This is a genomic window from Leptolyngbya sp. CALU 1928, from assembly GCF_056784215.1.
The window spans coordinates 117,960-135,878 of sequence record NZ_JBXBCE010000002.1; the positions used below are offsets into that span (position 1 = coordinate 117,960).

Annotated in this window: 18 protein-coding genes; 7 read left to right on the top strand and 11 right to left on the bottom strand. The window is 48.9% G+C overall.

The window, feature by feature from the left end; translation table 11 throughout:
- Nucleotides 1–13: 13 nt before the first annotated feature.
- On the top strand, nt 14–805 hold the full coding sequence (locus AC1S5B_RS16125) for an ABC transporter permease (RefSeq protein WP_482036725.1): 792 nt from the start codon (nt 14–16) through the stop codon (nt 803–805).
- A 56-nt stretch (nt 806–861) separates the two neighbouring features.
- A complete protein-coding gene (locus AC1S5B_RS16130) occupies nt 862–1,767 on the top strand; it encodes an ABC transporter ATP-binding protein (RefSeq protein WP_482036726.1) in 906 nt (301 codons plus the stop codon).
- A gap of 83 nt (nt 1,768–1,850) precedes the next feature.
- On the opposite strand, the gene AC1S5B_RS16135 is transcribed toward AC1S5B_RS16130, so the two are convergent.
- Both AC1S5B_RS16135 and AC1S5B_RS16140 read right to left on the bottom strand, forming a co-directional pair.
- On the bottom strand, nt 1,851–2,015 hold the full coding sequence (locus AC1S5B_RS16135; protein ID WP_482036727.1) for a hypothetical protein: 165 nt from the start codon (nt 2,013–2,015) through the stop codon (nt 1,851–1,853).
- A gap of 7 nt (nt 2,016–2,022) precedes the next feature.
- On the bottom strand, nt 2,023–2,862 hold the full coding sequence (locus AC1S5B_RS16140) for a prephenate/arogenate dehydrogenase (RefSeq protein WP_482036728.1): 840 nt from the start codon (nt 2,860–2,862) through the stop codon (nt 2,023–2,025).
- 63 nt (nt 2,863–2,925) lie between these two features.
- On the opposite strand from AC1S5B_RS16140, the gene AC1S5B_RS16145 reads away from it, so the two are divergent.
- A complete protein-coding gene (locus AC1S5B_RS16145; protein WP_482036729.1) occupies nt 2,926–3,339 on the top strand; it encodes a hypothetical protein in 414 nt (137 codons plus the stop codon).
- On the opposite strand, the gene AC1S5B_RS16150 is transcribed toward AC1S5B_RS16145, so the two are convergent.
- From AC1S5B_RS16150 to AC1S5B_RS16160, 3 genes are all read right to left on the bottom strand, one after another.
- Nucleotides 3,336–4,307 carry a hypothetical protein gene (locus tag AC1S5B_RS16150; protein WP_482036730.1) on the bottom strand — a complete coding sequence of 324 codons (972 nt, stop codon included), beginning with the start codon at nt 4,305–4,307 and terminating at the stop codon, nt 3,336–3,338. The two genes, AC1S5B_RS16145 and AC1S5B_RS16150, sit on opposite strands and share 4 nt — an antisense overlap.
- 122 nt (nt 4,308–4,429) lie before the next feature.
- Complete coding sequence (acsF, locus tag AC1S5B_RS16155) at nt 4,430–5,506, bottom strand: magnesium-protoporphyrin IX monomethyl ester (oxidative) cyclase (protein WP_482036731.1); 1,077 nt, start codon at nt 5,504–5,506, stop codon at nt 4,430–4,432.
- A 272-nt stretch (nt 5,507–5,778) separates the two neighbouring features.
- Nucleotides 5,779–7,008, bottom strand: coding sequence for a quinone-dependent dihydroorotate dehydrogenase (locus tag AC1S5B_RS16160; RefSeq protein WP_482036732.1), 1,230 nt, complete (start codon nt 7,006–7,008; stop codon nt 5,779–5,781).
- A gap of 269 nt (nt 7,009–7,277) precedes the next feature.
- Between AC1S5B_RS16160 and AC1S5B_RS16165 the strand changes: the two genes are divergently transcribed.
- On the top strand, nt 7,278–10,079 hold the full coding sequence (locus AC1S5B_RS16165) for a sensor histidine kinase (RefSeq protein WP_482036733.1): 2,802 nt from the start codon (nt 7,278–7,280) through the stop codon (nt 10,077–10,079).
- Nucleotides 10,080–10,121: 42 nt separating this feature from the next.
- Complete coding sequence (locus AC1S5B_RS16170) at nt 10,122–10,748, top strand: dioxygenase family protein (RefSeq protein WP_482036734.1); 627 nt, start codon at nt 10,122–10,124, stop codon at nt 10,746–10,748.
- A gap of 22 nt (nt 10,749–10,770) precedes the next feature.
- On the opposite strand, the gene AC1S5B_RS16175 is transcribed toward AC1S5B_RS16170, so the two are convergent.
- From AC1S5B_RS16175 to AC1S5B_RS16190, 4 genes are all read right to left on the bottom strand, one after another.
- The gene (locus tag AC1S5B_RS16175; RefSeq protein ID WP_482036735.1) at nt 10,771–11,598 is read right to left on the bottom strand and encodes a metallophosphoesterase; all 828 of its coding nucleotides are present in this window, start codon (nt 11,596–11,598) and stop codon (nt 10,771–10,773) included.
- Between the two features lie 123 nt (nt 11,599–11,721).
- On the bottom strand, nt 11,722–12,900 hold the full coding sequence (locus tag AC1S5B_RS16180) for a hypothetical protein (RefSeq protein ID WP_482036736.1): 1,179 nt from the start codon (nt 12,898–12,900) through the stop codon (nt 11,722–11,724).
- Between the two features lie 154 nt (nt 12,901–13,054).
- On the bottom strand, nt 13,055–13,930 hold the full coding sequence (locus AC1S5B_RS16185) for a metal ABC transporter permease (protein ID WP_482036737.1): 876 nt from the start codon (nt 13,928–13,930) through the stop codon (nt 13,055–13,057).
- 33 nt (nt 13,931–13,963) lie between these two features.
- Complete coding sequence (locus tag AC1S5B_RS16190) at nt 13,964–14,713, bottom strand: metal ABC transporter ATP-binding protein (protein ID WP_482036738.1); 750 nt, start codon at nt 14,711–14,713, stop codon at nt 13,964–13,966.
- 61 nt (nt 14,714–14,774) lie between these two features.
- Between AC1S5B_RS16190 and AC1S5B_RS16195 the strand changes: the two genes are divergently transcribed.
- Nucleotides 14,775–15,833: a metal ABC transporter solute-binding protein, Zn/Mn family gene (locus AC1S5B_RS16195; RefSeq protein ID WP_482036739.1), complete on the top strand. Its 1,059-nt coding sequence runs from the start codon at nt 14,775–14,777 to the stop codon at nt 15,831–15,833.
- A 96-nt stretch (nt 15,834–15,929) separates the two neighbouring features.
- A complete protein-coding gene (locus AC1S5B_RS16200) occupies nt 15,930–16,097 on the top strand; it encodes a hypothetical protein (RefSeq protein ID WP_482036740.1) in 168 nt (55 codons plus the stop codon).
- Between the two features lie 34 nt (nt 16,098–16,131).
- Here AC1S5B_RS16200 and AC1S5B_RS16205 read toward each other — a convergent pair whose 3' ends face one another.
- Both AC1S5B_RS16205 and devC read right to left on the bottom strand, forming a co-directional pair.
- Nucleotides 16,132–16,611 (bottom strand): Dps family protein, encoded by a 480-nt coding sequence (locus tag AC1S5B_RS16205; RefSeq protein ID WP_482036741.1) that lies wholly within the window; start codon nt 16,609–16,611, stop codon nt 16,132–16,134.
- Between the two features lie 147 nt (nt 16,612–16,758).
- Entirely contained in the window at nt 16,759–17,916 is a 1,158-nt protein-coding gene (gene devC, locus AC1S5B_RS16210; protein WP_482036742.1) for an ABC transporter permease DevC, read from the bottom strand.
- Between the last annotated feature and the right edge of the window lie 3 nt (nt 17,917–17,919).

Here is a 17,919-nt window from a genome sequence, read left to right on the forward strand (position 1 = left end):
GCGGTTATTTGCTATGAAATATGTCTATGAAACGATCGCGATCGCCCAGCGCATTTTAACGGAACTGGGACGACGGCAGCGCAGCTTAGTGTTTTGGGGGGTGTTTCCGATCGCGGTGCTGTTGCTGAATGGGTTGATTTTTGCAGAACGTTCCAAAACGGCGTTACCGGAACCGCTGACCTTGGGGCAAGCACTAGAGCGATCGGCACCCGCTACTTTAGTCGGAGCAGCTTTGTTCTTTAGCTGTTTGGGTGGCAGCGTTGCCACAGTCGTTTCAGAACGGGAACAGCGCACCTTAAAGCGGTTATTTCTCAGCCCGTTGAGCGGCATCTCCTACTTTCTAGGGATTGGGTTGGCACTCAGCGCGATCGCGATCGCCCAGACTTTCTTGGTGGGAATCGTCGCGATCGCCCTTGGTGCAAAATTCCAAGGGTCACCGTTGCTTGGCATCGCCATTATCTTGTTGAGCATTCTGTCTTATGTCGGCGTAGGCTTCATTTTGGGGACTCAGCTTGCTCGTCGCACCGAAGACGTGAATACTCTTGTTGCTGCATTTGGGGTGCCCTTGCTGATTTTGGGCGGTGCCTTCGTGCCAGCCTTCATTTTCCCAAAAGTTTTACTCGACTTAGCCCAGTTCAACCCGATCTATCACATGACCGAAGCCCTGACTAAAGTCTTAGCAGAAGGCAGAAACTTGTCTGAAATAGCCCCAAACTTTTGGTTCCTCGCTGTGTTTTCCATACTGATGGTGGGCGGCGGCTGGCTTTCTTATCGACGCATGATTCAGGTAGAGAGGCGACTGTAGCAGGTTTCAGGTTTCGGGAGATAGGAAGCGTTAGTTATATTTCTTCGCCATTTGCCATGCTAAACATTCAACATCTCTGCAAAAGCTACGGTCAGAACGTGATTCTGGATGATCTGAGTTTGGCGATCGCGTCTGGGCAAATCTATGGGTTGTTGGGAACAAATGGATCTGGTAAAACTACCACAATCAATATTCTCTGCAACTTGCTGAAGGCGGACAGCGGCACGGTGCGGGTGAATGAGCAGCCTATTTCCGAGAAAACGAAGTATTGGATTGGTGTAGCTCCTCAAGAAACGTTAGTGTATCGATCGCTCACCTGTGCTGAAAATCTTGGCTTTTTTGCCAGTTTGTATGGATTGCGGGGCAAAGAAAAAGCGCGACGGGTGCAAACTTGCTTAGAGGCGGTGGGATTGGCAGACCGGGCAGCGAGTCTAGCCGAAACTCTTAGTGGCGGAATGCAGCGCCGACTCAGTTTAGCGATCGCCCTAGTGCATCAACCTAAACTGCTGATCTTGGATGAGCCGACGACCGGGCTAGATGTGGAAGCCCGATATGAGTTATGGAACCTGATTCGCCAGCTTAAAAACCAGGGCATCACGATTTTGCTAACGACTCATTTGCTGGATGAAGCGGAACGATTGTGCGATCGCATTGGCATTCTCAAACAGGGTAGATTATTGGCAGAGGGCACTTTAGCAGAACTGCGTCGCCGCATTCCGGCTCAAGAAGTCGTTACCGTGCAAACGACTGACGAAGCCAGCGCGATCGCCCGTGCGACTGAGCTTGGTTTGACGCATCGCTACTATGGCGGCGACCTTGCTTTTTGGCTACCCCAAAGCCTGGAACTGAAGGAAATTGTGACTTTGTTTGAGAACATTCCACTGAGTTCGATCGCTCGGCAGCCTGTCCGCTTAGAGCATATTTACTTAGAAGTCACCCATACTGCCCATATCTACGCCTGATATCATCCGCGCTCATCGTCACTCTAGCCACCATCGACAAGAGATTTTAGCCAGTCCACAATGCGGCTGCTTTTACTGTGGTGCTATTTTTTCGCTTGGGCAAATTCAGCAGTGGACAGACGACTTTGAGGGAATTGGAAATACGGCAATTTGTCCCCACTGCGGCATTGATTTGGTGATTGGCTCGGAATCTGGTTATCCCATTGCCCAGGATTTTCTCGCTCAAATGCAGCAGCACTGGTTCTCATGAATCCCTTACTGCATAAAGTTAGGTCGGTGGTGTTGGGTTGCTTGAAGGTGCTGGTCTAAGGTTGTCCAATCAGAGTGTTCAATCTGCGCGATCGCCTGATTAAGCTGCTCTCGATAAGCATAGAGCGATCGCAATAGCGCCTCTTGATTGTATTTCGCCATCATCACGCCCAATTCAGGATTGCCCCCCCCCACTCGGCTAGTATCCCGAAATCCTGAGCTAGCCAGCTTTTTTGCCAATTCCAACACGGGTTGATCAGCCTCGCTGAGACAAGCAGAAATTAGACTAGCGCTGACCATGACTGGCAGGTGAGAAATCCAAGCAACCGCGCGATCGTGTTCTTCTGGAGAACAGATATAAACATGAGATTGCAGCGATCGCGCCAAGTCTCCCACTTGTTGTACGGCTGATGGCGACGTAGTTTCAGCAGGTGTCAGCACATAGGCACAATTTACAAATAGCGCTTGCTGGGCTGCCTCAATGCCGCTTTCTGCCGTTCCCGCCATTGGGTGCCCGCCCACAAAATTTGCCCACTTGGGCGCGATCGCCTGCATCACCCACCCCTTCACAGACCCTACATCTGTTAACACGGCATCCGGTGACAAGTAAGGCAAAATTTCATCTACAGCAGTTTCCATCACGCCCAACGGTGTACATAAAAACACCACATCCGCTTTTCGCAAAATCTCAGGATGGACGCTCGCCTCATCAGCGACACCTTTTGCGATCGCCCGTTCACAGGTTTCCAGCTTGCGGCTGACTCCCAAAACCCGATGTCCTTGCGCTCGAAAATCTAGCCCCAGCGATCCGCCAATCAATCCCAGCCCGACAATTCCAACAATCATGCTGTTTTGGTTCTTCTAAAATAAGACTTTGCCGATAAAATGAGTGATTAAGCGATCGCCACTATGAGTCTGTTTTCTGAATCATCGTCCACTCATCTCGCCCAGTCTTTTCAGCCGTCTCAAATGGTCTGCCTAGAGCAGGGTTATACCTGTTTGTATGCAGAGGTGGTGCAAGTGGCAGAGCAGCGCCAAGTGTGTTGGGTACGACCGTTAGCCTTAATTACAGGAGATCCGGCGATCGCGTTGGAAGCGCTCCCCGAACTCCATGATTTACGCCAGGGATCGGATTTATTACTGCCGATCGCTTTGTTTAGACTCGCGATCGATATAGAAGTAATACCTATTTTGTCGCGTCTCTATGAAGAAGAGAGCCTCCTCACCAGCAAAACTGGGTATACAAACTCTCAGCATCTCAGCCAGTTTATCCGCCAAGTCTGTTTAGCTCGTCGATCGCTATTTACCGCTTCCGCATCCTAAAACATATACTCCAGCGACACGCCAAACCGATCATCTTTTTTATAGCGCGAGTTTTGCTTCTCAATATCGGTTGACAGCCGGACATTTTTAGTCAGCGCGTAGCCAAAGGACAGCGTTAGAACCCCAACCTCATCATATTGACCGGGATCAACCCAGGTCAGCATAAATGATAAATCTGCCGCCCCTGTGCGGGAAGGTACTACCTGCACCCGAAACCCCACATTCAAACCATCGGTCGTGTATCGCGGAGATTCTAAGTAGCGATAGCCCAATACCGGAGCAATGTTAAAGTAACCGCCTAATGGCAACAGGTAATAACGCAGATCGGCACCGCCTGCTTTGCGATCGCCGTTGAAAGAAGCGATATAGTTGCCACTGACTGTCAAACTGGTTTTGCCAATAAAAAAATCTTCTACGCCAACATTCCAGCCGAGAGCATCATTGGTGCTAGGAAAGTAGGAAAGCCCTAAACGAAGGCGGGTGCGGAAACTAGGGTCGCGTCTAATATCTTCTAGGACATTGGGCGTTTGTTTTTCCCACTTATCCAATACGGGGCTAGCATCATCAGGTCTGACAGTGGGAGCTTCTGGCGCAGGCTCAGCTTGGGCAAGATCGCTGGCAGAATGAGACACCTGCATGGGCGATCGCGTCAATAATTCCTCCTCTGTCTGACCCTCAGGGCTAACTGTCATGTCGGGATCAGACGAATTTTGCGGCAACTCATTATAGAACGGCTGGCTAGAAGCATTTAGCGAATTGTTCAGGTCTTGCGGCAACTCATTGTTGAACGGCTGGCTAGAAACATTTTCTGATAAGGGTTGCAAGTCTTCTTTCAACGAAAGCAAGAGACTAGAAGTCGGATTTGCCTGGGCAGTTCCAGAGAAGCCAAACATCCCTATCGCTAAACAAACAGAGGATGAAATTAAAGTGGATGGGAATTGGGGCGATCGCCTTTTCTGACTAGTCATACAAAAATCCTCACACCTAAAACACGCACGCTTCAACAATAATGCTACATAAACAAAACTCTGCACCTGAAAAAATCACAGATGCAGAGTTTTATTAGCTGTTAATCAGAGAATACTATGTTCTAACGAACTACACCATGAGTATGGGCAACATCAATGGGTTTCATAAAGTATAGTTTCAAGAACTGCCAGCCATTTGCCAGGTAGTAAGGCACTTTTTGAACCAGTTGCAGGGGTTTCGGTGTGTTAGACCGGGCAATTTGGGTCAGCTTTTCGTTGTTGCCCACACACACTTCTAGGCGTTCATAAAACTCTGGATTGGCGACATCTAGCATGACCGGAAAAACCCGCGCCGCTGTTTCGTTGGTCTTTTCAATCACGCCCTTGTCGTACTCTCGTGCATCCAACCCCAGAGCTTCATAGAAGCCCGATCGCTGCACGTCATTGAGATACATCGTGCCAAACACTGAAAGTAAGAAGAAACGACACCACAGCTTTGCTTTCCAGTCATTCAAAAACTGGGGTTGAGCGCGCATCATCGCATCAAAGAAATCGCCGTGACGGTTTTCATCTTGGCACCAGTTTTCAAAAAATCTAAAAATTGGATAAACGCGATTTTCGGGGTGAGCTTCCAAATGGCGATAGATCATGATGTAGCGCCAATAGCCAATCTTTTCAGATAGGTAGGTCGCATAAAAGATGAATTTAGGCTGAAAGAAAGTGTAGCTGCGGCTCTTGGTCAAAAAGCCGAGATCAAGCTGGAGATTAAAATCAGATAGTGCCTTATTTAGGAAGCCTGCATGACGGGCTTCATCCCGCGACATTAGCTCAAAGCACTCTGCTAAGGTTGGGTTTTTGCCTTTTAGTTTGCGGCTGAGTTCTTTGTATAGCAGGAAGCCAGAAAATTCAGCCGTGCAGGAACGCTCTAAAAATTCTACAAACACCTTGCGGGTTTCACCGTCAATGTGATCCCAGGATTGTTCAAACTCCGCATCTCGAACAAAGTGATGGCGATTATAATCTGCCCGAAACTCTTCTAGAATCGCCTGTAGCTCATCTTCATTAACAGAAATATCCATGTTTGCCACTGCATCAAAATCAGTGGTGTAGAAGCGAGGCGTGAGAATGGTTTCTTTTGCCGGAACTTTGATGCCGGGACGCAACTCTTCAAAATTTGGCTTTTTAAGGGAATCTACCATGAGTCGTTTTCTCTAGGTTCTGAGCTACAGAATGGTTATTAAGTGGTTCGATGCAAGCACCCCTTTCGGAGCCAAGAGTGCCTACCAATGATAGCTATTGTAGGGGTAATATCCTGCGATCGCTATGCCATATCAGTCTACCAAGCCAGCCCATGACTAAAAACCTAGAAAATATTAAGACTTGCAACACAAAATCAAACTGGATTTAGGTTGATGACCGGGCGTTCTCAAATTATACCCGCGCTCAAAATAGCCGTTTCATGCGATCGGCATTAGCAGCGATCGCATCTAATCCCGATCGCATCCTCAATTTTTTGCAATCCAGCCTCATCGAGCTTTTGCAGCAACCCTTCTAGCACTCGCCGCACCATCCAGGGACCTTCATAAATCCAGCCAGTGTAAACCTGCACCAAGCTGGCTCCAGCGGTGATTTTTTCCCAGGCATCTTCAGCCGTAAAAATGCCGCCCACACCGATGATTGGCAATTGCCCTTGAGTTTCTTTGTATATAAACCGAATGACTTCCGTTGATCGCTGTCTCACGGGTGCGCCGCTAATTCCTCCCGCTTCTTGTCTGACAGGGTTGCCAGTTGAGAGCCTCTGAGTCTGCAATCCATCGCGCTGAATCGTAGTGTTGGTGGCGATAATGCCTGCTAGCTGATGCTGTTGGGTAAGGGCAATCACATCCGCGATCGCCTCCCATTCTAAATCTGGCGCAATTTTCACCAACAGCGGTTTATGGGCTGTGTTTTCCTGCTGAAGTGCCTGCAAAATTGGCTCTAGTTGGGCTTTATCCTGAAGCGATCGCAATCCCGGCGTATTCGGCGAACTCACGTTTACCACAAAGTAATCGCCTAGATCCTTCAGCAATCGAAAACTGTTGACATAATCCGCCGCCGCCTCTTCAAGCGGAGTCACTTTAGATTTACCGAGATTAATACCGATTGGAATACGGAGTGCGGAGTGCGGAGTGGAAAATGGAGAGCTTTGAGTTCTGAGTTCTAAATTTTGAGTTTCTTCTGACCCCTGACCCCTGACCCCCAATCCCTTTCCCCTAAGTCTTTCCGCCAACACCGCCGATCCCTGATTATTAAATCCCATACGGTTTAGCACGGCTTGATCCAACGGCAGGCGAAACAGGCGCGGCGATGGGTTACCCGATTGGGCATGAAAGGTGACGGTGCCCAGTTCGGCAAAGCCAAAACCAAAGCGCGACCACAATCCGGCGGCAATGCCATCTTTATCAAATCCGGCGGCTAGTCCCATTGGATTCGCAAAATTTAAGCCCCAAAGCTGTTGATGCAACCGTGGATCGGATAGGCTCAGCGATCGCTCCATTTGAGGCAAAACCCAAGGCAATTGGCTGGTTGAATCATCTAACCAACCCAACACTTTTAAGCTTTGCTGATGCAGCCATTCCGGGTCGGCTTTCAGACCTGAGAATAGTAAAGGACGCAGCAGCGTTTGATATAAATCCATTGGAATTTCAGCAGTAGTTAACACAGGCGTTGGGCAATGAGTTTCCTGAATTGCCGTACCATCGCCAGGATATACAGCACCTAGAATGGGATGGTAGCAAGAATGTCATCAATGCTCTGTGATCAGGGTACAGTCTTTATTAGTAGCACCTCACTGAAAGCTGACCTCCTAACGATGATTGAGTGAGGGTTTAGCTTAAATGCATTGTGAAGCCTAGGGAGTCGTTGAAAAACTCCGCGCTGGGTATGTTTTACTATATTGCGCCCGTTATCTCATAGGAACCTCTAATTGAAATGGTTCAGCCCAAAGAGCCGCAGTCTTACGATAAGCAATTGGTTGCTTTAGGGAGAATCCTGCAAACGCTGCGGGAAGAGGAAAATTCTGATGTTTTAATTGATACGGTTCTGAATTATCTCAAAACTGAGTTTGATTACAGCTTGGTATGGCTGGGTTTGTATGATCGCCTAGAGCATCGGCTATTTGGTAAGGGCGGCATCATCCCGACCGGGGATCAATCTTTCTTAAAGCAGCGGTTTAACCTGCAACCGGGCGACATTTTAGAGCAAGTGGTAATTCAGCAGCGAGCGCTAGCCGTTCCCGATCTGCGCGAGGAAATCCGGGGCGGAGAGTGGCGAAAAGCAGCCCAAAAGGCTGGGATTCAAGGCACGGTGATTTTTCCGATTCGCTACCGTGACCTTTGTTATGGGGTGGCGCTGTTGGGTTCTACGGCTTGGGGCATCTCTCCTCGATCGGATGAAAAGGCACGCTTATCGATGCTGTTGGGTCAACTGGCAGCCGCGTTATTCAAGATTGAAACTGAGTGGCAGCGCCAACAAACGAAACATCCTGATGTGCCGCTGTTGCAGTTGTTAACTCAGATGCGATCGCTGTCTGGGTTAGGACCACGGCTGGAAGCGGTGGTAGAAGAAACTCACTCATTTATTCAGCCAACCCGCACCAACATTTATTGGTATGAACGGGAACGCCGCTATTTTTGGCGCAGATTGGGCAATCGTCAGCGGACTGTGGGGTTTAAAGAAGCAAATCAACTGACTTCGGGTATCACGGTACAAGAGATTAATGGCTTCTATCAAGCGCTGATGGGCGATCAGGTGGTTGCGATTGGGGAGGCGCATAGTTCTCTTAAAGCCGATGCCACCAGTCGTTTGATGCAGCAAATCAAGGCGAGATCGCTACTTGCTGCACCCATTTTGTATCAGAACGAACTCTTGGGCTTTTTAGCGGTGGAAGGTAACGAACCCCGCATTTGGACGGACAACGAGAAAAATTTTATTCGGGGGGCTGCCCAAATGATTGCCCTCACGGCTCCCCTGGATGAAATGGAAAGCGCGATCGCCCAAATTCGGCTTGATCGCGAACTGACTGCTGAGATTGCTCGTTCTATCTATAGCGAAGAGGACTGGAAAAACACCCTGAAAAACGCTGCTGATACTTTGTGCAAGCGGCTTAAAGTAGAACGGTTTTTGGTGCTGCTCTATGAAAAAGATCTGAAAGAGTTTGAAGTCTCCTATCAAAATCATCCGAGCAATCGCCGTCCTCTCGCGCCCCTCCTAGAAGCCCTCAGCGATACTGATCTAAAAATGGTGCAAAGAAGCACGGAAGCAATCAGCATCGAAAATTTGGATACTGATGTCAAACTTTTGGCATGGCGCGATCGCTTACTTGAAGCAGGCGTGCGATCGCTCGTGTTGTGTAGTACCTCCATTGGGCAACCTTTAGAAGGACTGATTCTGATTGGGCATGAATCGCCGCGTGGCTGGAATCGAGTTGAGCGAGAGCTAGTGCAAGTGGTTAGTCAACAAATTGGATTTATCCTGCACCAGTGGCAACTGCAACGCCAAACTGAGCAACTGCAAACCTTAAGCGAGTCAATGCAGTGGGGTTTGATGGTAATGCAGCAAACTCATGATCCCGACCAGCTAGAGCAGTCTGCTTTGCAACAAGTGGCAAAAGTGATGGAGGTTCCACTGGCGCTATTGGTGGCATGGACTCCTGGTCAGACCGATGCTAAACTCATCACTTCACCGCCCCCCAGCGATCGCTTTGCGGCGAATGTTGAAACTGCCATTCCCATTCACACCGACTTTTTAGTGCAGTGGACGCTAGAAAAAGATGGCGTATTGCCTCTGAGTGTGGCAGATCTGCCGATCAACAGTCGGCGATGGCTCTATGGTGCTGCCATTGGTCAGATCCTCGCGATCGCCCTACGAACCTCACCAGACCATCAACCTACCGGAATTTTGATCGTTGTCGATGATGCCGAACGCCGTTGGGCAGACCGCTACACTGCGACCTTTAGCATTCTTGCCAATCAACTTGCTTGGACGAGACGCTACCTCAGCTTGACTAAACAACTGATTGCTCAGCGGCTAGAACTAGAGCGGCTCAATTGGTATAAACATCGCCGTCTAGAAGATATGCAGCGCTTGGTGGAAACTGGAGTGAAGCGGTTAGATGAACTGGGTGCCCCCAAAGAACCGCTATTCGCCACCCGACAACAGCAGATCCTACGGCAGTTAAAAGACGCGATCGCGCCCGTAAACGAAGTTATTGCTGCGGAGCAGTGGCAATTTCAACCCCAATCCGCCAGCATCACCCTAATTACGCTGCTCAAAAGAGCCTTAGAGCGGGTTGATGGCGTGATCAAAGAACGACAACTTTGGTCACAGGTTCACGATGAAACGAACATCAATATCGGTGGCGATATTCCTAAAATCGAGCTAATTGTCTATGAGGTGCTGCTGGATGCCTGCCAGCGATCGAGTGTGGGTGGACGCATTGACCTGTGGTGTCGGCAAATTGATACCCGCTGGTTTGAGCTATCGATTACGGACAGCGGTCAGGTTGAATCACGCTTGTTTACAGAACTAGAAACGGGTCGGATTGACTGGCTAGCACCCTCCATCTTGGATCATTCACCCGGTTTGCACCTGTCGATTTGTCAAGCCTTAATGAAACAAGTAGGCGGCGAATTCAACTTTTACAAACTAGAAGATGGGCGCAATACGAGCCGATTAATCCTCCCGATCGCAGGCTCCACTAACCCAAAATCAAAATCTCGCGGTAAACCTTAGAAAGAGAGAGTTGAGATTAAAGGTAGGAACAAAAAGGATAAAATGCAGCCACTACAAACACGCCGACAGTTTCTGCAAATCGGTTCACTGACGATCGCCTCTAGCGCGATCGTAATCAGTAGCCATCCATCATCTACTCAGAGAATCGATCAATCCAGTTTGGTTTCAGACCCACTGCTGGCGCTTACTCCAGCCTGTGGCAAAGGCGATCGCCCCACCCCATCCCTCACTGCTGGACCGTTCTACACACCCAACTCACCCAACCGCAATTCCCTGATCGAACCCGGCATCAATGGCACTAAGCTTATCCTCACCGGAAAAGTCCTCAACAGAGCCTGTCAGCCGATTCCTCGCGCTTTAATCGATTTTTGGCAGGCGGATCAGGCTGGCAATTACGATAACTCAGGCTATAAACTGCGTGGGCACCAATTTACCGACTCTCAAGGACGCTACAGGCTGGAAACAATTGTGCCGGGGCTTTATCCTGGTCGTGTGCGTCATATCCATGTCGCTGTTCAAGCAGCCAATCAGCCGATCTTAACTACCCAACTCTTTTTTCCGGGTGAAGCAGGCAACGCATCTGATGGGTTGTTTAAACCAGTGTTATTGTTGCGGATGAACTCTACTCAGCCAAACAATCAAGCAGTGTTTAACTTTGTATTAGCGTAGCTTTGTTTAGCGTCAGATGGCTTTAATCAAGGGTAATGACCGTCACTTCTGGAGGACACCAAAGTCGCCCTGGCAAGTAGGTTCCCAGCCCTCGGTTTACATACAGGCGATTGTCTCCCACAGCATGTAAGCCCTGTGCCCATTCCCAATGCTTCATCGTACAGGCGAATTGTTTGAGCAACGGCACATATCGCTTCATCCGCTGCGGCAGGTTGTGGTAAAACTCTGAAAGGCGGTGCACTACGTTGCCCATTCCAGGAACAAACACTTGCCCCCCGTGGGTATGCCCAGAAAGCTGAAGATCGATCCGCCATTTTTGCAGGATCTCAGCACTATCGGGATTATGAGATAACACGATTCGAGGAGTCGCGGGATCAAGCTGTTCTAACACAGGCGCAGGGCGAAATTCGGATGACCACAGGTCTGCTAAGCCCACGATCGCCAACTCTTTGCCCACCGGATAGGCGATTTGGTTCCACAGTACCCGAATATTGCGATCCTCAAGCGCCTTGGTAACCTCTGAACGAGAATGGCGATAGCGAATATCGTGATTTCCTAACACGGCATACACTCCCGCTTGACTTTCTAACTGAGTGAGCCGCTGTGCTAAATCATGAATCGGTGCCGGATCATCGGTGATAAAATCTCCGGTTAGCATTACTAGATCAGGGTGGGCAGAATTACTAGCCGCGATCGCTTCATCTAACAAGGTTGGCGATAATCGAATTCCATCAAAGTGAAGATCTGAAAGCTGCACCAAACGCAATCCCTTGAGATGGGCTGGCAAATTGGCGATCGACACCCGCAGATGCTCAACCGTTAGCGCTCCTGTCAATAACTTGTGCATCATCCTCACCCTATCAAGCGATACTAGCCTAACAGAGGGAAGAGGTTGCCTCTAGTTCAAAAGGCGACACTTGAGGAAAATGGGGGGAGCAGGTTTCGGGTTTCAGGTTTCAGGACACTCAAAGCTTTATTGCCCAGCTTCTACCATGCCAGGAAGTTGCATCGAGCATTCTGCATTACGGAATCCATAGTCAAAGTTAGCCAGAGCGCTGAGGCTGGGCGCACTAGATGCTGGAAAAATTGGGTAGAGCGTTCCACCGGTATCTCTAGACGCAAGCACATCCGGTTGATCAACCCAGTACATGCCGTTACTTTGATAGTTTAATTCGCGGCTAATCGCAGTGCCGTTGGAAAACTCTAGTGTGCCATTGTTTCCAGAGTTTGTGACGACACAGACTCGGCTTTTCACCTTAGAGGGATAAACGTAATACACTCGATCGCCTGTTGCCCAAGCACCCACAAATTTAGCGATCGTTGGGTTTGATTTGGCGATCGTAGCCTGAAATGCTTGCCGCTGAGTGCGATCGATCGTAGCGAGTGACGCTCCTTTACCATAGGCACCCGACTTCAAATTGCGTTTGAATTGGGTTAATTCTTGATTGCTTGGATAGCCCTTGCCTGCTGAAGTCGGTGAGTTTGGATCAAGCGCCTGCAAAGTGTTTGGTGGCAATTTTGCCATAGTTGCAGGCTCTAGATCCAGAAAACGCAGAGACTCAGACACCGCCACCGCATCTTTTGCAGATAAATCCTGACAATTTGCCAAATCCGAACCCATGCCATCCGTCGTATAGTTTGCACCCACAATCCGATAGAACGGACCTCGGCTCATCCACTGTCCAATCAGCAGCGGTGATGACTCACTGGTTTTTCGCACCTCGATCGCGCCCTTACCCATGGCAGGATTTTGCACCTTAAAGCTACCCGCTGTACCCGCAGGAACGCCGCCAATCCCACCACTGGTTCCTTCTACCGCAAAACACTTAGAATCGCCGCGATAGACTAGCAAATAACTACGACCAAAGCGAGGATCAGAGCGCCCAGAAACAGAAGTCAACTTCATTCCAGCGGGCGGATTAATCGGCATTGCGACCCTCATTCCCAGCGATCGCAACTCTTCAATTTGCGCCTGGGGAACTTTGAGATAAATCGGCTGTCTGCCCTGCGCCATCAGTTGCAGATTGCGGCGCACCGTCATACTAGATGGGTTCTCAAAGCGACTTGCGGCGGGAGTTGCCTGTATCAACGTCGGAAAAACGCCAATACTCACAGTTGCGATCCATAGGCTGCTCAAAATCTGACGATTCATCTTCGTTCCCTTCATGCTTTAGCGTGTAATGGAAAATTAGAAACTTTCCCAATTTATCTAAGGCATTTCTTGAAATTATGCAACGCTTCAGCAATTCATTCGCCAAATCTAGATTTGGCAATGCCTGTCTTTACATATAGCCATTCCTTTTAAGCTAGCGGTTAAGCTTGTTTTTGCGAGTGATACGGGCTGAACGTATTGTCTCTGGTCGTGTCAACAACCCTTGAGAAGGGCTAAACAAGATTGCTAGCACAAAAAAACTAAAGCTGATTAGAACAATACAAGGACCGGAGGGTACATTTAAGTAGTAGCTGGTATATAGTCCCATGATGCTAGCCACAACTCCCAGCACTGCGCCCAGACCCATCATTTGGTGTAGCTCTTTAACCAGTAAGTAGGCAGTGGTAGCGGGACCCACGAGTAGCGCCACCACTAGAATTACGCCAACCGTTTGCATACTGGCAATAATCGTTAGCGTCACGGCTGCCATTAAGCCTAGATAAATGCTGTTAATCGGTAAGCCGATCGCCTGTGCGCCTAAGCGATCGAAGGTATAGAAAAACAGTTCTTTATAAAACAGTCGAATGAGCACTAACACAACCAGCGTGATCATGGCGGTGCGAATGACATCGGCTTGAGTCACACCTAAGATATCGCCAAACAGAAAACTATCGAGATCGAGCTTATTTCGCAGCAGGGTAATCAGCAGTACGCCGAGAGCAAAAAAGCTAGTAAACGTCAACGCCATTGCGGCATCCACTTTAATTCGGGTTTGGGAGCGAATCCAAGCAATAAGAAAGGCGCTGATAACGCCAGATACAAATGCGCCAATTAGGATATTGATCTGCAAAAAAAAAGCGATCGCCAATCCGGGTAACACTGAATGTGCCATGACATCGCCCAACATCGCCATCCGCTGCACCAATAGGTAAGTGCCCACAACGGGGCAGAGGATACCGGCGAGAATGCCAACCATCAGGGCATTCCGCATAAACTCAAAGCTAAGCGGTTCCAGCAACCAGTCCAACATAAGCGGTTTGATAAAAGCGATTGAATAGAGGATTTAGCAGAAGAATGTAGTTTCGAGCGCATCGTGAAAATGCCTAGTTTGGGGCGGAATGCCATATGCCAGTTCAATATTGGCAGGGGTCATCACCTCTTTGGGAACACCTTGAGCCACGAGTCGCTGATTAATCAACAGTAATTGATCATAGTGGTTCAAGATTCCGCCCCATTCATGACAACTAATCAATAATGTTTTACCCTCCGCTTTCAGTTCATCGTAGATTTGAAAGATCAGTGCTTCTGTTTTTTTATCGACGGCTGCTAGGGGTTCATCAAGCAACAACAGGTCAGCTTGTTGGGCGATCGCCCTTGCCAAAAAAACCCGTTGCTGTTGTCCGCCGGAGAGCGATCCAATCGGGCGATCGCGCAAGTCAAACAGTTCTACGCGCCGCAAAGATTCTTTGACAATTTCTGCCGATTGCCGACTAGGCGACCGAAACCATCCGGCATGAGTCGTCCGAGCTAGCATCACCACATTCCAAACGGTGGTGGGGTAATCCCAGTCAATTTGCGATCGCTGAGGCACATAAGCAACCTGCTTACGCTGCTGTTGCAGGGGCGCGTCTCGATAAATCACTTCGCCGGATTGTTTAGGAATTAACCCCAACAAAGCTTTAATCAGCGTGCTTTTTCCGGCTCCGTTGGGACCCAGCAACCCGACTAAGCTTCCCCCTGGCAGTTGGAAGGTGATATCCTCCAGTGCTTTTACGCTCCGGTAATTGACAGAGAGGTGCTGAACCAGTAGCATAACAACCTGTAATGATAACCATTCTCATAACATTACTGGAAAACTGAGGGTCTGTAAACAAATGACATATAACCAATTTCCTTCAAAACTCTGCCGGGTGGGTGGATTCGCTGCCTTATCACTGGTGCTGGGCATCAACGGCTGTAGCTCCCCTTCACCCAATCAATCTGCGAGTCCTAGCCCAGCTACTACCGCGACGAGTGGCGCGATGACCAGCGATCGCCCTTTGGTTGTCGCAACAAACTCCGTTGTTTGCGATGTCACCCGGCAAATTGCCGCCGACACGATCAACCTCAAATGCCTAGTTCCTGCGGGTGCCGACCCACATGAATACGAACCTAAACCTGAGGATATCAAAGCCCTGGAACAAGCAAAGCTAGTGTTGTATGGCGGACATAACTTTGAACACTCCCTAATTAAACTAATCACTGCTAGCTCAAACCCCGCTCCCAAAATTGCGGTTTATGAACTGGCGGTTCCCAAAACCCTCACCTTTAAGGAGGATGGCGAAACTGAAACCGATCCTCACGTTTTTCACAGTGCTGCGAATGGGGTTCAGATTGCCGAGGTGATCAGCAACAATCTGAGTCAGTTGGCACCGAGCAGTGCCTCTGTTTACGCGACAAACACAAAAAAGGTGACGGATGAACTGTCCCAAATCAACACCTGGATTAAGTCTGAAATTACCACTATTCCGACGACGCAACGCAAGTTAGTCACTACTCATGATGCATTTGGCTACTATTCTAAGGAGTATGCAATTCCAGTCGTGGGAGCGCTTCAAGGCATTAGCACTGATGAAAAACCGACTCCGACACGAGTAGCAGAGTTGGTTAAAGCGATTCAAGCGGCGGGAGTGCCCACGATTTTTGCAGAGGCGACGGTAAACCCGAAGTTGATTGAAGCGGTGGCGAAAGAAGCAGGGATTAAGGTGGCAGACCAGGATCTATTTGCCGATGGATTGGGCGAACAGGGCAGCATCGCCGAGACATACCAAAAGTTCTTTATTGCGAATACTAAAACGATTGTTGAAGGTTTGGGCGGCAAGTACACTCCATTTCAACCCAAAACTTCTAGTCTTTCTAATCTAAAGCACTTAGCCATGGCAGACAGTCACTAGATCAAAAAAGGTCGCGTGATTCAGCAGGCGACTTGATCCATATCGTGGATATGTCAAATTTCTCACTGGGGAATCTCTTGGGTAGGCGGTTAGGATTTGGAAATGAAACCCATGGCGATCGCCGCCCCACTCATTGTAATCAGATCATCTGCCGTTTTTGCAAATGAAGTCTCTCAACCCACGTCTATCATTTTTTCTAGAGAGTATGCATTTTCTAGAGAGTATGTAGAAAAAGTGGCGGAGAAAGTGTTTCATTGGTTCTAGCCCTCGCCGCCACTGCGTTATTTTGCAAACTCACCTACGCAGTTAACCCATTACCCTTTTTCAGCAGTTCCTTCAGAAACCAGCGGTGCTTTTGATGAACTTGCACCAATCGCGTATACAAATCTGCCGTGCCGATGTCAGCCGCAGTCGCCGCCGCATCTGCATCTTCGTGCATCTCGCGAATGATTTGCTCGTGAGTGGCGATCGCTTCTTCAATCATTTCCCGCACCGACATTTCAGCCGTGGAACCTTGAATCGAAGCCGTCGGCAAATAATCAGCCGGATTTGCTACGGGGACACCATCAATCATTAGACTGCGCTCTGCCAGTTCATCAATCATGGCAAACACTTCGCCGCCCTGCTCTTCAAATAGCAAATGAAGATCGCGGAAGAGCGGACCAAAAGTGAGCCAATGATATTTTTTGTAGTTGAGGTAGGCAACTAGCGCATTTGCCTGATTGCGATTGAGCGCTTTGACTAAGGCTGTTTGTGACGCTTCTAATGTGGTTGTCATAGCATCTCCTATAAGACTGGTGTATTGCTTCGGCTGCTTGGATAAAGGTAGCTTTACCGAACTTCTTAATCATACTCGTTATGAGTACGCTTTGCAAGAAGAATCTAAGCCTGGGCGTAGAACGGTTTTATATCTAGAGTATGACAGCTAAAAAATGTCAGCGGGATCAGCATCTTGAACTTTGCGAACCGCGATCGCTCCCGAAATAGTACACATTGTCATTGCTAGACACAACACGAGAATGGCGCGATCGGTAGTCATGTAGATCGGCAAAGAGGTCGCATCTCGGGTCAAATTATACAGTCCTAAAGACAGGAAAAATCCTGGAATAAAGCCCAGAATAGACAAAATCACGGCCTCTTGAAACACTAGACTCAGCAAGTAAAAGTTGCGGTAGCCCATCGCTTTTAGGGTGGCGTACTCTGCCAGGTGATCTGTAATGTCGGTATAAAGAATTTGGTACACAATCACGGTGCCTACCAAAAAACCGATCGCCGTTCCCAAGCTAAAAATAAACCCGATCGCCGTACTGCTACGCCAATAATCCCGCTCAAACTCCATAAATTCCGCTTTTGATAGCACCTTGACATCTTCAAACGGATCCTGCAAATCTCGCCGCATTTGCTTGATCAAACTCTCTAAATCAGCACCCGGCTTCAACGTCACCATGCCCACATCAATCATGCCGCTAGCCCGACGGCTAAAGATGCGGAGAAAATTCGTGTCGCTGGTGATAAGGTTGCCATCGGCTCCAAAGGATGCCCCTAGGGCGAATAATCCGCCGACCGTTAATCGCCGTCCTGCCACTTCCGTAACCACTGGCTTGCCTGTCGCAAACATCTTAGGAATCGGACCAAACTCTGCTCGCGATTTTTCGTCAAACAGCACTACATCTGCCAAGCGAATTGGCGTGAGATCGGGCACCAATTCTCGGCTAAAAATCGGTTTGGATGGATCAAATCCAATCACCAAAATGCCCCGTGTCCGCTGGTTCTCTGGGTTCTTCCACAGGGCAAAGTCCAAATAAATTGGGCTAATCGACTCTACGCCGCCATAGCTTAATGTTTGGTAAAGCCGCCGCTGCGAGAAACTTTTCATCGCAATCATGGAGGTCGATTGGGGGCTAATTAAAAAGATGTCTCCCTGCAACTCTTTGTGCATACTGATAGAACTGTCAAACAGCGCATCTTGAAAGCCTAGCTGGATGAACATTAAGATGACCGCAAACCCAATTCCCGCTAGGGCAATCAGCAAGCGCATTTTCTCGCGTTTAAGCTGTAACCAGGCTAAAGGAATTGCAAACATGAT